12 protein-coding genes are annotated in these 13,549 nt (G+C 64.9%); 2 read left to right on the forward strand and 10 right to left on the reverse strand.

Annotated elements, in window-relative coordinates:
- Positions 1-48 precede the first annotated feature (48 nt).
- Together KIH81_RS08560 and KIH81_RS08565 are read left to right on the forward strand one after the other, a co-directional pair.
- Positions 49-1,500 (forward strand): aspartate ammonia-lyase, encoded by a 1,452-nt coding sequence (locus KIH81_RS08560; protein WP_214305038.1) that lies wholly within the window; start codon positions 49-51, stop codon positions 1,498-1,500.
- A 249-nt stretch (positions 1,501-1,749) separates the two neighbouring features.
- Positions 1,750-2,547: a mechanosensitive ion channel family protein gene (locus tag KIH81_RS08565; protein WP_214304983.1), complete on the forward strand. Its 798-nt coding sequence runs from the start codon at positions 1,750-1,752 to the stop codon at positions 2,545-2,547.
- A 54-nt stretch (positions 2,548-2,601) separates the two neighbouring features.
- Here KIH81_RS08565 and KIH81_RS08570 read toward each other — a convergent pair whose 3' ends face one another.
- From KIH81_RS08570 to KIH81_RS08615, 10 genes are all read right to left on the reverse strand, one after another.
- A complete protein-coding gene (locus tag KIH81_RS08570) occupies positions 2,602-3,705 on the reverse strand; it encodes a CPBP family intramembrane glutamic endopeptidase (RefSeq protein WP_214304984.1) in 1,104 nt (367 codons plus the stop codon).
- A 166-nt stretch (positions 3,706-3,871) separates the two neighbouring features.
- Positions 3,872-5,122, reverse strand: a complete 1,251-nt coding sequence (locus tag KIH81_RS08575) for an ABC transporter ATP-binding protein (RefSeq protein ID WP_214304985.1) — start codon at positions 5,120-5,122, stop codon at positions 3,872-3,874.
- A 6-nt stretch (positions 5,123-5,128) separates the two neighbouring features.
- Positions 5,129-5,995 carry an ABC transporter permease gene (locus KIH81_RS08580; protein ID WP_214305039.1) on the reverse strand — a complete coding sequence of 289 codons (867 nt, stop codon included), beginning with the start codon at positions 5,993-5,995 and terminating at the stop codon, positions 5,129-5,131.
- Positions 5,996-6,021: 26 nt separating this feature from the next.
- Positions 6,022-6,948: an ABC transporter permease gene (locus KIH81_RS08585; RefSeq protein ID WP_214304986.1), complete on the reverse strand. Its 927-nt coding sequence runs from the start codon at positions 6,946-6,948 to the stop codon at positions 6,022-6,024.
- A 50-nt stretch (positions 6,949-6,998) separates the two neighbouring features.
- A complete protein-coding gene (locus KIH81_RS08590) occupies positions 6,999-8,171 on the reverse strand; it encodes an ABC transporter substrate-binding protein (RefSeq protein WP_214304987.1) in 1,173 nt (390 codons plus the stop codon).
- A gap of 292 nt (positions 8,172-8,463) precedes the next feature.
- Positions 8,464-9,651, reverse strand: coding sequence for a D-alanine--D-alanine ligase family protein (locus tag KIH81_RS08595; RefSeq protein ID WP_214304988.1), 1,188 nt, complete (start codon positions 9,649-9,651; stop codon positions 8,464-8,466).
- A 101-nt stretch (positions 9,652-9,752) separates the two neighbouring features.
- On the reverse strand, positions 9,753-10,754 hold the full coding sequence (locus KIH81_RS08600) for an NAD(P)H-dependent glycerol-3-phosphate dehydrogenase (protein ID WP_214304989.1): 1,002 nt from the start codon (positions 10,752-10,754) through the stop codon (positions 9,753-9,755).
- Positions 10,755-10,826: 72 nt separating this feature from the next.
- Entirely contained in the window at positions 10,827-11,744 is a 918-nt protein-coding gene (locus KIH81_RS08605) for a lysophospholipid acyltransferase family protein (protein WP_214304990.1), read from the reverse strand.
- Positions 11,745-11,939: 195 nt separating this feature from the next.
- Positions 11,940-12,329, reverse strand: coding sequence for a Rid family detoxifying hydrolase (locus tag KIH81_RS08610; RefSeq protein WP_055427441.1), 390 nt, complete (start codon positions 12,327-12,329; stop codon positions 11,940-11,942).
- Positions 12,330-12,374: 45 nt separating this feature from the next.
- Positions 12,375-13,490 (reverse strand): glycerophosphodiester phosphodiesterase family protein, encoded by a 1,116-nt coding sequence (locus tag KIH81_RS08615; protein ID WP_214304991.1) that lies wholly within the window; start codon positions 13,488-13,490, stop codon positions 12,375-12,377.
- Positions 13,491-13,549 lie beyond the last annotated feature (59 nt).

Raw genomic sequence — 13,549 nt, forward strand, 5'->3', positions numbered from 1 at the left:
TCCGTGATGCCGGAGACGGGGAAGTTGGCGATGGCGCGTTGGGTGTGGATGCCCCAGTACACGTCCGCCGGCACCCCTACCGCCCGCACCCGCCTCGAGCACGACTGCATCGGCCAGATGGAGGTGCCGGCGGACGTGTACTGGGGCATCCACACCCAACGCGCCATCGCCAACTTCCCCGTCTCCGGCATCACGGACGGCCAGCATCCCGAGCTCATCCGCGCATACGCCACGGTCAAGCGGGCCTGCGCCATCGCCAACGAGGAGCTGGGTCTGCTGGACCACACCAAGGCCGAGGCCATCCGCCAAGCCTGCCTGGAGATCGAGGGCGGCAAGCTCGCCGACCAGTTCCCGGTGGACGTGATGCAAGGCGGCGCCGGCACGTCCTCGAACATGAACATGAACGAGGTCATCGCCAATCGCGCGCTGGAGATCGCCGGGCACCCGCGCGGCGCCTACGCCTACATCCATCCGAACGACGACGTCAACGAATCCCAGTCCACCAACGACACCTACCCCGCGGCCTGCAAGCTCGCGCTCATCGACGCGATCGGCCCGCTGGCCGAGGCCACCAAGAAGCTCGCCAAGGCCTTCCACGACCTCGCGGACAAGCACATCAATGACGTGACCATCGGCCGCACGCAGCTGCAGGACGCCGTGCCGATGACGTACGGCCAGGAATTCCACGCCTTCGCCACGCTGCTCAAGTCCGATCTGGCCGCGTTCGACCGCGTGGTGCCGCTGCTGGCCCAGCTGAACCTCGGCGCCACGGCCATCGGCACCGGCATCTGCGCCGACCTGAGGTTCCGCAAGTCCGCCATCGGTCACCTGGCCCGTATCACCGGCCTACCCGTCACCGCCGCACCCGATCCGGTGGCCGCGATGACGGACATGGGTGCGTACGTGGCCACCTCGGCCGCCATCAAGAGCCTCGCCGTGCACCTCAAGAAGGCCGCCGACGACCTGCGTCTGCTCAATTCCGGCCCGCGCTGCGGCTTCAACGACCTCAACGTGCCCGCACGTCAGGCCGGCTCGTCCATCATGCCGGCCAAGGTGAACCCGGTGATCCCCGAGTGCGTGAACCAATGCTGCTTCATGATCTTCGGCATGGACGTGACCGTGAACTGGGCTGTGGCCGAGGGGCAGTTGCAGCTCAACGCCTTCGACCCGGTGATGGTGCATGAGCTGCTGACCGGCATGTCCCTGCTCACCAACGCCATGACCGTGTTCCGCGTCAACTGCGTGGAGGGCATCGAGGTCAACGTGGAGCGAGGGCGCGCGTTCGCCCAGTCCTCGCCGTCGATCTCCGCAGCACTCAACCATTACATCGGCTACGAGAAGGCCGCGGACATCGCCGCCGAAGCCGTGGCGACCGGCCGCACGGTGCGCGAGGTGGCCGCCGAGCGCACCGACCTGCCCGCCGAACAGCTTGACGAGATTCTCGACCCGATTCGTCTGGCCCGCGGCCTCGGCCAGACCTGCCGCGAACATCAGGAGTAGGGAGCCCGCCCCGAATTGGCGGGTTCTGTGCATATACCCACCAGTTATTCTGTGCATATCGGCACCATAAAGGCCATTCTGGGCATATGCCTACCGCGAGGAGCACAACTTCGGGCGCCTCGCGGCAGGCATATGCCCAGAATCTTTTACACGGTCCCGCAAATGGTAGGTATATGCCCGGAACGCTCCGACCGTACCTTCAGGATTCCGATCGGAACAGTGTTGCGACCGACTGTTACGGTGGGCCGTATGACTGATTTTGGCGCACTGATATCCACATGGTTCCATACGAACGCCGGCAAGCTGATCTGGCTGCTGCTGGTGGCCGCCGTGGCGTTCATCGCCGACCGGGCGGTCAGCCGCATATTGCGCAAGGTGTTGGATAAATCGGAGATTCCCAGCGCCTCCATCTTCATCAATCTCACGCGCGTGGTGATCTGGGTGGCCGCGGCGGCCATGGTGTTGCAACCGGTGTTCGGTATCAACCCCACCACGCTGGTCACCGCCCTTGGCGTCGGCGGCGTGGCCCTCTCCCTGGGTCTGAAGGACACCATCGCCAACGTGATCGGCGGGTTCGGTCTTATGCTGGGCCGCGTGATCCAGCCGGGCGATCTGGTCACCATCCAGGGCACCACCGGCACCGTGGTGGACATCACCTGGCGTCACTCGATGATCGAGACGCGCAGCGGCGACCGCATGGTCATCCCCAATTCCATCCTCAATACCGCCTCGCTCACCAAACTGACGCCGGTGAGCGAAGGCACGGTCACTCTCGAATTCACGGCCAAGGCCTCCAGCGCCCCGGCCGAGGTAAGCCGGAGGCTGCTCGATTGCGTCACGAAGGCCACGGCGGACGTCGCCTTGGAGACACAGCCGCCGCTGGTCAAGTTCACCGGCTTCTCGCCGTACGGCATGACCGGTCAGGTGCTACTGTTCGCCAAGCCCGGTGTGCTGCTATCCAGCGTACGCGACCGCGCCGCCCGTGCCATCGCCGAGGCCGGCACCGACTATCTGGTGGAGGACGGCGGCTCGTCCGACAACGTGTGATTTCGCGCAGACGCGGGAAGCGGCTCCTGCCGTAGAGCTCCCGCAGCCCCGAAACTACATGAACAGTATCCAGCCGGTCAGGCTGATGGTGAGCAGCAGGTACACGATGACGCCGGGGTTGCCGTAGGCGGTGCGCACCTTGAGTCCGGCCGGCAGCTCCTCAGGTGCCGGGTAGAACTCCCAGCTTTTCCGCTTGATGATGAGCAGCACGATGCCGGCGATCGTCAGCCCCATCAGAACCATGCCGTACAAGGACAGATAACCAATCCCACCCATGCCGGCACCGGGTTCGGAGGCCATACGCAACAGTTCCTCCTGGCTCATCGAACCGTTCATGATGCGCGGATCGACCTGCTCGACGAGGAACGGCGCCACCACCGAGCCATTGAGGTTGATGACCATGTGCATGAGCACGGTGTACCGCAGGCGCGAGGTGCGCGTATACACATAGCCGAAGATAAGGCCCAGTCCAAAGGCGTAGAAGAACTGGAACAGGTTCATGTGGAACAGGCCGAAGGTGATGGCGGAGAACATGATCGCGGTCTTCTCGCCATAGCGGCGCAGGCGGGAGATGAGCTCCTTGCGGAACAGCCATTCCTCGACGATCGGCGCGAGTATGCACACGAACAGTAGGGTGGCCCACCATTCGTCGCCGCCCATCACTTGGTTCAGCCGGTTCGTGCCCTGCCCGCCGGTCAGGGCGAAGCTCAGGATGAAGCCCAGAAAACTGCCCAGATACATCACCGGGAAGCACATGATGAGCATCTGGAAGAACTCGCCGACGCGCATCGGGTATTGGATGGTCCTGATGGCCGGCACGCGCGTGATGATGATCATGCTCAGGGGAATCGCCACGAGGTATAGCGGCCCGGAGGAGATGAGCAGATTCACCCATACCGGCATATTGCCGCCGAACATCGGATCCAGCGAGGTGCCGAGTAGGATGTTCAGGCCGTTCCAGATCAATATCATGATGGTCAGCGATGCGCCGATCAGCGAGAATCTGCGGTGCGCGGTGAACCACCAATCGCGACCCTGACGCGCGTGCTGGGCGCGTCGCGGGTCCGAGTCCTGCGGTTGAGGTGATTGGCCGGGCTGCGGCTGGTATTGCGGCTGTTGCGCGTTGGGCGCGGGCATCGTCGGTATCGGCTCACTCATCGGTTTCCCCCATCCTTTGGCCGTCCTTGGCCTTGTGAGTCCGCCACTGCGGCGTTAGCTACCAGCATACGGCAAAGGCCGCGGAATCCCTAAGAATCCCGCGACCCTGCCATCGTTAGTCGACGTTTGTCTACAACGACCGCCGCAACAGCGGACTGCGCACCTTTCAGCAGGCGAGCGCGGCCACGGCGCGCGGCGTGACCACCACGTCGTCGCCAACGGCCAGGCCTGCGGGCAGTTCGCTGGCCGGCAGCTGCACGGTCACCTTGAGCTGTTCGCCCTTGTTCCAGCGCTGGTATTCGCCGGAGGTGATGACCGTGTCCACGCGCACCAGCGAACCCAGGAAGTGGATCACCTCGACGCGGGCGCGTTCGCCCACGTGGGAGTCGTGCTGCGAGGGCAGCGTCAGCGTGAGGTTCTCCGGACGCACCAGCACGGCCACGGCATCGCCCTTGGTGGAGCCGGGCAGCAGCGGCAGACGCTGGCCGAACACCACCGCCTCCTCGCCGTTGGATGCGCCGGGCAGACGGTTGGTGAGTCCGATGAACGTGGCCACGTACTCGGTGGCGGGGCGCTGGTAGAGATCCTGCGGGGCGGCGATCTGCTCGATCTTGCCCTTGTTCATCACGCCGATGCGGTCGGCGACGGCCAGTGCCTCCTCCTGGTCGTGGGTCACGAACACGGTGGTGGTGCCGGTGTTGAGCTGGATGCGGCGGATCTCGTCGCGCAACTGCACGCGGACCTTGGCGTCGAGGGCGGAGAGCGGCTCGTCGAGCAGGAGCACGCGCGGCTTGATGGCGAGGGCGCGGGCCAGGGCCACGCGCTGCTGCTGGCCGCCGGACATCTGCTGCGTGTACTTCTTGGCCTGATCGGCCAGTCCCACGAGCTCGAGCTGCTCCATGGCGACCTTGCGGCGCTCCTCCTTGCCCACGCCGCGCACCTCGAGGCCGAACGCCACATTTTCGAGCGCGGTCATGTGCGGGAAGAGGGAGTAGGCCTGGAACACCATGGCCATCTCACGCTTGTTGACCGGCACGCCGGTCACGTCCTGGCCGCCCACCATGATGCGGCCGCCCTGAATGTCCTCGAGGCCGGCCAGCGAGCGTAGCGCGGTGGACTTGCCGCAGCCGGAGCCGCCGAGCAGCACCACCATCTCACCGGGCTTGATGTCGAGATTGAAGTCGTCGAGGGCGCGCTTGGTGGAGCCGGGGTAGATCTTGACCACATCCTGCATCTGGATGGAGCCGCCGCCGCGCTTGGCGCTTTCGCGCAGCAGCTGCTTGGCGGCCTTGGTCACGTCCTTGCCGCGCACGCCTTCGAGCGTGGCGGTCGGGTCGTTCTTGAAAGCGTCCTCGTCCGGCTTGACGGCGGCACCGGCGGTGAGGGAGGACGCCGAAATCTTCTGATCAGCGGTCATGTCTGGTCACTTACCTTCCTTGGATTTGCGCATCGCGTCGGAGATGAGGTCGAGCGCGACGAGCAGCACCACGCCGAAGAGCAGAGCAAGCAGCGACATGGCGGTGGAGATCTGAGAGTTGGATTGGCCGAGCTGGTAGAGCGCGACCTGGAGGTTCATGCGGCCGAGCAGCGAGGCGACGGTGTATTCGCCCAGCACCACGGCGATGGAGATGAAGGATGCCGAAAGGATCGACTGCCACAGGTTCGGGATGATCACCCGGAAGAACACCTTGGGCCAGGAGGCGCCGAGCGAGCGGGAGGCCTCCACCAACGTCTTGACGTCGATGGAGTTGAGGCCCACGGCGATGGCGCGGAAGGCGAACGGCATCACGAGGATCACGTACGCGAAGCACAGCCAGATGGGGTTGGTGCTCAGCACGTCGGCGGACAGCCAGCGGTAAATCGGGCCGAGGCCCACCACCAGCACGATGGCGGGGATGGTCAGTGGCAGCGTGGCCACCCATTCGATGGCGCGTTCCAAAGCCTTGGAACGGATGTGCACGATCACCATCGTGGGCACCATGAGCAGCAGCATGATCACCACGGTCACCACGCACAGCGCCAGCGAGGTTCCGAGGCCCTGCCACAGCACGGTCAGGTCCGCGCCCAGCGACTCGCCGTTGCCGGTGAAGATCGCGACCCACGGGGCCAGCGACCAGCGCCCGGACAGCGGGTGGCGCAGCGTGAAGATGAGCATCGAGAACAGCGGGATGAACAGGAAGCCCAGCGTGACGAGCAGGATCACGAATTTGATGATGCTCTGCTTGCGCACGCGGGCGGCGCGCAACTGCGGCGGCTTGGTGCCGACGGTTTCGTCCGCGACGGCTTCCACGGTCGCGTTCGTTGCATTCGTTTCGTTCACTGCCAACGTCCGGCCCTCTTTTCCACGGCGTGGCTCAGCAGCATGACGATGGCCACGACCACGATCATCGCGAATGCCAGCACCTGGGCGAAGCCCTGCTGGTTCGGGTCCATCTCGTTGCGCATGGCGCCTTGGATCATCAGCGGCACGAGAATCGAACGCTGGGAGAACAGGGCGGCTGCGGTGGCGTACGCGGAGAACGCGGAGGCGAACAGCAGCAGGAACGCGGAGATGAAGCGGGGTGCCAGGATCGGCAGGGCCACGCGCGTCCAGTACTGCACGGTGTTGCCGCCGAGCGATTCGCAGGCCTCACGCCACTGCGGACGGATGGAATCGACCGCGGGCAGGAAGATGATGATCATCAGCGGGATCTGGAAGTAGCAGTACACGGTCACGAGGCCCGGCAGGGAGCTCAGCCAGTTGGGGTTGACGGTCAGTCCGGTCACCTGCTTGATGAACATGGTGCCGATGCCGTTGATGCCGATGGTGGCGATGAACGCGAAGGCGAGCATCACGCCGCCGAACTGGGCGAGCACGGAGGAGATGGCGGAGACCATGCGGCGCATGAGGCCGTTGGGCTTGGCGCCGATCACCAGCGCGTAGGAGGCGAGGCCGCCCACCACGGCGCCGATCACCGAGGATGCGATGGATACCACGATGGACGTGACGAATGCGGAGACGGTGTTGGCTTCGAACAGCTTGCTGAAGTTGGCGAGCGTGAAGCCGCCGTCACGGGTCTGGAACGCGCCGAGCACCACGATCACGGTGGGCGCGAGCAGGAAGCACGCGGTGTAGGCGAAGAACGGCAGGGTCACGGCGAGAGTGCCGAGTTCCTGGCGATGCCGGGCCAGCGTGGAGGAGGTAGCGGACGGACCCGCGGCCTTGGCGGCTGCAGGTCCGTTCTGTGCGATTGCGGCGGTCATGAATGATGCCTTGATTCTTGACGTTTCGGTATGGTCACCGAGCCAGCGGCTCAGTTGCCGATCGTCTTGTCCCAGTTGTTCTGGAGCCAGTCGGTGATGCGGGTGGCGTCGTCGTTGGTGTAGTTCACAGGCTTGCCCTCGATGGTGATGGCGTCCTTGAGCACGTCCTTGTCCACGGTGCCGTCCTGCTTCATGGAGTCGAGCAGAACCGGATTGGCGCCGCCCTTGAACCACAGGTTCTGGGCTTCGGCGGTGTACAGGTACTCCTCCCACAGGCGGGCGGCGGCCGGGTGCGGGGCGTCCACGTTGATGGCCTGGTTGTAGTAGCTCACCACCTGGGCCTTCGGGAAGGTCTTGTACTCCCAGTTCACGCCCTTGCTCTTGAGCTCCTTCTTGTAGGAGGCCTGGTTGTAGGTCCAGTCCATGACCACACCGGTCTGGCCGGAGTCGATGGTGCCGTTGGTCACGTCCACGGTGGTCAGGTTGCCGGAGTCCTTGAGCTTCTTGAAGAAGTCGAGGCCGGGCTGCAGATTGTTGATGTCGCCGCCGGCCAGCTGGTTGACCATGAGGTAGCCGTTGAAGGCGGCGCCGGCCTCGGCGGGCTTGCCGTTGAGGGCCACAGTGCCGGCGAACTTCGGGTCGAGCAGGTCATCGAGCTTGGTGATGTCGCCGTACTTGTCCTTGTTCCAGCCGATGGACATGATGCCGGTGTAGTCGGCGTAGTAGGCGCCGTTGGCGTCCTTGTTCTCATCCGGGATCTTGTCCCAGGCCTGCACCTTGTAGGGGGCGAAGGCGTCCGTGGAGGTGGCGGCGATGGACTGGCCGACGTCGAACACGTCCGGGGCGGCGTCGGTGCCCTTGTTGGTCTTGGCGGCGTCCAGCTCCTCCTTGGAGGAGGCGTTCGGGTTGAGCTCGGTGATCTTGATCTTCGGGTACTTCTTCTTGAAGCCGTCGATCACCTCGCCGTAGTTGGACCAGTCGTGGGGCAGGGCGATGACGTTCAGGGCGCCCTCCTCCTCGGCGGCCTTGACGAGGTCGTCCATGGTGCCGAAGTCCTTCAGGGAGGTGGCCTTGGCGGACTTCTCGTTGACCTTCACGGCCTTGCCGGTGGAGGTGGAGCCGGAAGCGGAGTCGGAGGAGGCGTTGCCGGAGCCGCAGGCGGCCATGGTGAACGCCAGCACGGCGGCGAGGGAGCCGGCCGCGATCTTACGCAGGTTCTTCATGATGTTCCTTTTCTTGGGCATACATCCGGATACGGCATATGAGGCCGAATCCCGGGAGTCGTGGGCTTGTTTCGCGTCGTGATTCGCGCGGCCCGTAATTCCAAAAACCGAACATAAGCGTTCAGAATGTACCGACACTGGCGTGCAGATGAACGCTCGGCACCGTTTGGCGACCGTTCGCTGAACAAAAGGAAACCGAAGATGAATTCGTGACGATTGCGGCGGATACGTCAAAGGGGACCGGTCTCTCGGCCGATCCCCTTCAAGGCTTCCGCGAATGCAGAAACGCGCGTCAGCGCAGCACGCCCTCGATGAGGCGGGTGATGAGCTCGGTGTAGCCGATGCCCGTGGCCTCCCAGGCCTTGGGGTACATGGAGATCGGCGTGAAGCCGGGCATGGTGTTGATCTCGTTGACCATCACCGTGCCGTCCGGGGTCACGAAGGTGTCCACGCGGCTCAGTCCGGCGCCGTCCACGGCCTTGAAGGCGCGGCGGGCCACGTCGCGCACGTCCTCCAGCACACTCACCGGCAGGTTGGCCGGCACTTCCACGTGGCTGGCGGAGGCGTCCATGTACTTGGAGTCGAAGTCGTAGAACTGGTCGTCGTCCTGGTGGTCGAGCACGATCTCGCCGGGCCAGCTGGCCTCCGGCTCGTCGCCCGGCTTGGCGCACAGCACGGCGCATTCCACCTCGCGACCGTCGATGCCCTGCTCGATGAGCACCTTCCAGTCATGCTCGCCGGCGGTGGCGATCGCGGCGGCCAGACGGTCGAGCTGGGTCTCGCGGTCGTCGGCCTGTTCCACCTTGGTCACGCCGAAGCTGGAGCCGGCGCGGGAGGGCTTGACGAACAGCGGGTAGGCCAGCTGGGCGGCCTCGATCTGCTCCAGCACGCCCGCGGCGGTGAAGTTGCGCGCGTCCACGGTGATGCCGGGCGCGGTGGGGATGCCGGCCGAGGAGAGCACCACCTTGGTGAAGTGCTTGTCCATGCAGGCGGCGGAGGCGAACACACCACAGCCCACGTACGGCACGTCCATCATTTCCAGAAGGCCCTGGATGGTGCCGTCCTCGCCATACGGGCCGTGCAGCACGGGCAGCACGGCGTCCACATGGCCCAGCGAGGTGAGTACGTGGCTCATTTCGGGGTCGTTGAGGCTCACGAAGCTCGTGCCGAAACCGGATTCGCCGGAGCCCAGATGCTCCGGTTCGCCCATGAAGAAGCCATCCTTGCCGCGGGAGGGGTCCAGCAGCACCGGGCGCGATTCCGGCGTGATCTTCACGGTCGGCAGCTCGCCGCCGTCCAAGCTCCATCCGCGCGGGTCCTCACCGTTGACGATCCACTTGCCGTCCTTGGTGATGCCGACCGGAATCGGCTCGAAGCGATCGGTGTCCATGGCGTTGAGCACGCCGGCGGTGGAGATGCAGGAGATCGAATGCTCGTCCGCACGTCCGCCGTACAGCACCACAACACGCTTTTTGGCCATAACCATCCCTATCTTTCGACTCTTGTCCGGCGTCTGTCCGCCGTTCCTAAATCCGTGACCCGAGTGTACTCGCGCCCCGGCCCTATCGTCGGGCCGCAGTCCTACTCGGCGGTGACCTCGCGGCCGAAGAGGCCGGCCAACATCTCGGAGCAAGAGATGCCCTCGTTGAGCACGCGGCTCATCTGGTAGGCCAGCGGGGTGGGCACGCCGAGCTGATCGCCGAGCGCCACGACGGCGTCCGTGGTGGGTACGCCCTCGGCCACGCCGTTGCTCACCTTGGTGGCCTCCTCGACGCTCATGCCCTTGCCCAGGTTCGAGCCGAACGTGTAGTTGCGGGAGAGCGGGGAGCCGCAGGTGGCGATGAGGTCGCCCACACCGGCCAGGCCAGCGAAGGTCTTGGGATCGGCGCCGGCGGCCGCACCCAAAGCGGTCAGTTCGGCCAGACCGCGGGTCTCGATCATGGCGGCGGTGTTCTCGCCGTAGCCGGCGCCACGGGCCATGCCCACGGCGAGCGCGGTCACGTTCTTGAGGCTGCCGCACATTTCCAGACCGATCACGTCGGTGGTCACGAAGGCCTTGAAGTAGGAGGTGGTGCAGGTTTCGGCCACCTTCTTGGCGTTCTCGATGTCCTCGCAGGCCACCACGGTGGCGGCGGGGTGACGATCGGCGATCTCCTTGGACAGGTTCGGGCCGGAGATGGCGGCGAAACGGTCGGCCGGCAGGTCGAGGGTCTCACGCACCACTTCGTCCATGCGCTTGTTGGTCTTGCGCTCGATGCCCTTCATGAGGCTCACCACGATGGCTGTCTCGGGGATGAGGCCCTTGAACTCGGTCAGGGCCACGCGCGCGAACTGGGCGGCGATGGCCACCACCACGATCTCGGCGTCCTTGACGGCCTCGGCACGGTCGCCGGTGGCGGTCATGGCGTCCGGCAGCTTCTCCACGGACGGCAGGCGCACGCCGTTGTGATGATGGTCGCGGATGCCCTCCACGATTTCGGGCTCCATGGCCCACATGGTCACGGTGTTGCCCGCGTCGGCCAGCACCTGACCGAAGGCGGTACCCCATGCTCCTGCTCCGAGAACCGTTACTTTCCTACCCATGATGTCTACTCCTACCTACTCCAAAGCTTCCTTGCGCGATTGCCACGATTACCTCGTGCCATGTTACTCCGGTTACTCCGCCGGGAACGGCCCGCCGATCTCGGGCCACGGCTTGCGGCTCATGCTGCGGTAGTCCCAATAGCCCTCGGCCGGGAATTGTTCGCCTCGAATCGCGGCCAGTACCGTGTTCATGCGCTTGAGCACGCGCCACGTCAGTTCGTTGACGGCCTCGACCGGCGGCTCGTCGCCCCACGAATCCATGTCCGTAAGCAAATCGGCGTAATCAAGCTGATGGTCGTAGCACATCACCACGTTCTTGCGCGGCCACGGCCACCAATGGTTGATGGATGCCGCGCCCCACGTGACCGCCGGGAACAGCGGCACCTGACGGCCCAGTCGGCAGGAGGATTCGAGCGCGATGAATCCCACGCCCTCCTTGATGCTCATCACCCATTTCTTCGGGTCGCGGGTCACGGTGCCTTCCGGCCATACGGTGAGCGGACGGCCGGACGTGAGGATGTCGATGGACGTCTCCTCGATCTGCTTGGCCTTGCCGGAGTGGCGCTGGACCGGCTGCATGCCCACCAGCTGGAACCACTTGCCGATCACCGGCCACTTCGCCATCTCGGCCTTGGCCATGTACCGCGGGCGGCGGCCCATGTGGAACAGGCTGGCCATCGGCACGAACACGTCGAACATGGTCACATGACTGGCCGCGGTGATGAAAGGACCGTCCTCGGGCACCTGTTCGAGACCCCACGCGCGGGTCTTACAGCTCGCGCGGAAAACCACGTCCACGCCGGTGAGCAGTCGTTTGGTGGCCTTGGGATTCTGTGCGTTGATCTCGTCGAGTTTGGCCTTGTGCCCCGCTCCGGTGGGGAAATCATGCATCGGATCAACCAGACGATGCTGTTTCGCGAGCTCGGCGACCCGTGCGTCGCTCAGGGGGCTGACCGCGGAACGCGGTGACGGTTTTCCTTTGGATGCCATGCCCACCATTGTTGCACGGCCCCACCCGAATCGGAACCGTCATTGTTCGCGCTACTCAGGCCGCCCACGCCCAGCCCTACAGACTCCCTACAGACTCCCTACAGACGAAAGCGACCCGCCGCCCGCCTCGGATGCATATATCCGGGCAGACGACGGGTCGTCTCAAAATCGCAAAGCAAAACAGCGATCAGCGCATCACAGCACGGCGATGGCGTCGATCTCCACGAGCGCGCCCTTGGGGATGTCGTTGCCGCCGAACGCCACGCGGGCCGGCTTCACGGAACCGATGAACACCTCGGCGTAGCGGGCGTCCACCTCCTTGAAGTCCTCCACGTTCTTCAGGTAGATGGTGGCGCGGCACACGTGCTCGATGCCCGTGCCGGCCGTGTCCAGAATGCACTTGATGTTCTTGAGCGCCTGGGCGGCCTGCTCGCCCGCGGTCTCGCCGGCCAGTTCGCCGGTGGCCGGGTCGATGCCCAGCTGGCCGGAGACGAACACGAATCCGTTCGCCTTGACGGCCTGGCTGTACGCGCCCAGCGCGGCCGGTGCCTCGGAAGTCGCGACCGCTTCCATCTTTTCGCTCATGATGATGCTCCTCTCATAGGTGGCGCCCGTCCGATACCGCCGGCGTCAGTGCCCGGCCATTGGCCGATTACGTTGCAGTCTAGCGATTGCATCGTCATGCGGGCCGTCCGATGCCCGCGATGCGGCCATATCGCCAGGCCTCCCCTGCCTCACCGTGAAGGCGAACCGGCGCGCCAGCCTGCGCACGCTTTTCGCACTGGCGCCCAGCACGCCGTCCGCACCGAGTTTCAGGCACCGTCTGCCTTCGTTATAGTCGCCGCTCACACCGGCGTACACGGGGATGTTGCTGCGGTTCGCGCGGTCCAGAACGGCCTGGTCCAACCGGTTGCCGCGCATCACCACGAAGCTCACTCCCCTGGGCCAGCCGACTTCCGGATGGCCCGCCGGGCTCACGCATTTGCCGACCGTCCAGCCCGGATGCAACTTGCGCATGAATTCGACCGCGTCGTCGTTGGTGGACATGAACATCGCACGGTCGGAGAAATTATTGCGTTCGATCACGCGGGAGATGGCGCGGGTCAGCTTCGGCGCATGGACGGAACCGGTCTTCATGTCCAGCAGCAGCCCCAGATGGTCGTTGACGTGTTGGGCGGCCATCACGGCCTGTTCCAAGGTGGGTACGTGGAAGTCCTCGCCGTTCTGCCGCATGGTCAGGTGCTGCAGTTCGCGGGTGCTCAGGATGCCCACCGAGACGTTGCGGCCGTCCGCGGCGAGGCGGCCGGTGGAGCGGTCATGGAAGACCACCGGGGTGCCGTCGGCATCCAACCGCACGTCGATCTCGGCATAGTCGGCACCGTTCGCGCCGGCGTTGGTGATGGCGTGCAGCGAGTTCTCGGGAGCGGAATCGTCGCCCCGATGGGCGATGGCGAGCGGACGCACCTGCCAGTCGATCGGCCCGTCCTGCTCCTTGCGACGCACACGTACCGCGGCGGACGTGGCCATGCCGGTGATCAGCGCCAACGCCAACACCAGCACGACGATCTGGGCGAACCAGCGGCGACGGGACTGAGTATGGACGGTTCCGGGCGCAGTTGCCGGCGGAATCGCGGAGACATCCAATGCCCTATTCCTCGCGGCATGAGGTACGAGTAGGAAATCGATGATATTGCGGAACCCACCGCCACGTTCAGGCCTTTGGGAATTATCCATCTTCGTCATCATGCACCTCCCTGCCGCGGCGGGCATCGCTTGCGCCGCGTAGTGCTTTCATTATGCGATGC

This window comes from Bifidobacterium miconisargentati (genome assembly GCF_019331675.1).
Classification (GTDB): Bacteria; Actinomycetota; Actinomycetes; order Actinomycetales; family Bifidobacteriaceae; genus Bifidobacterium; species Bifidobacterium miconisargentati.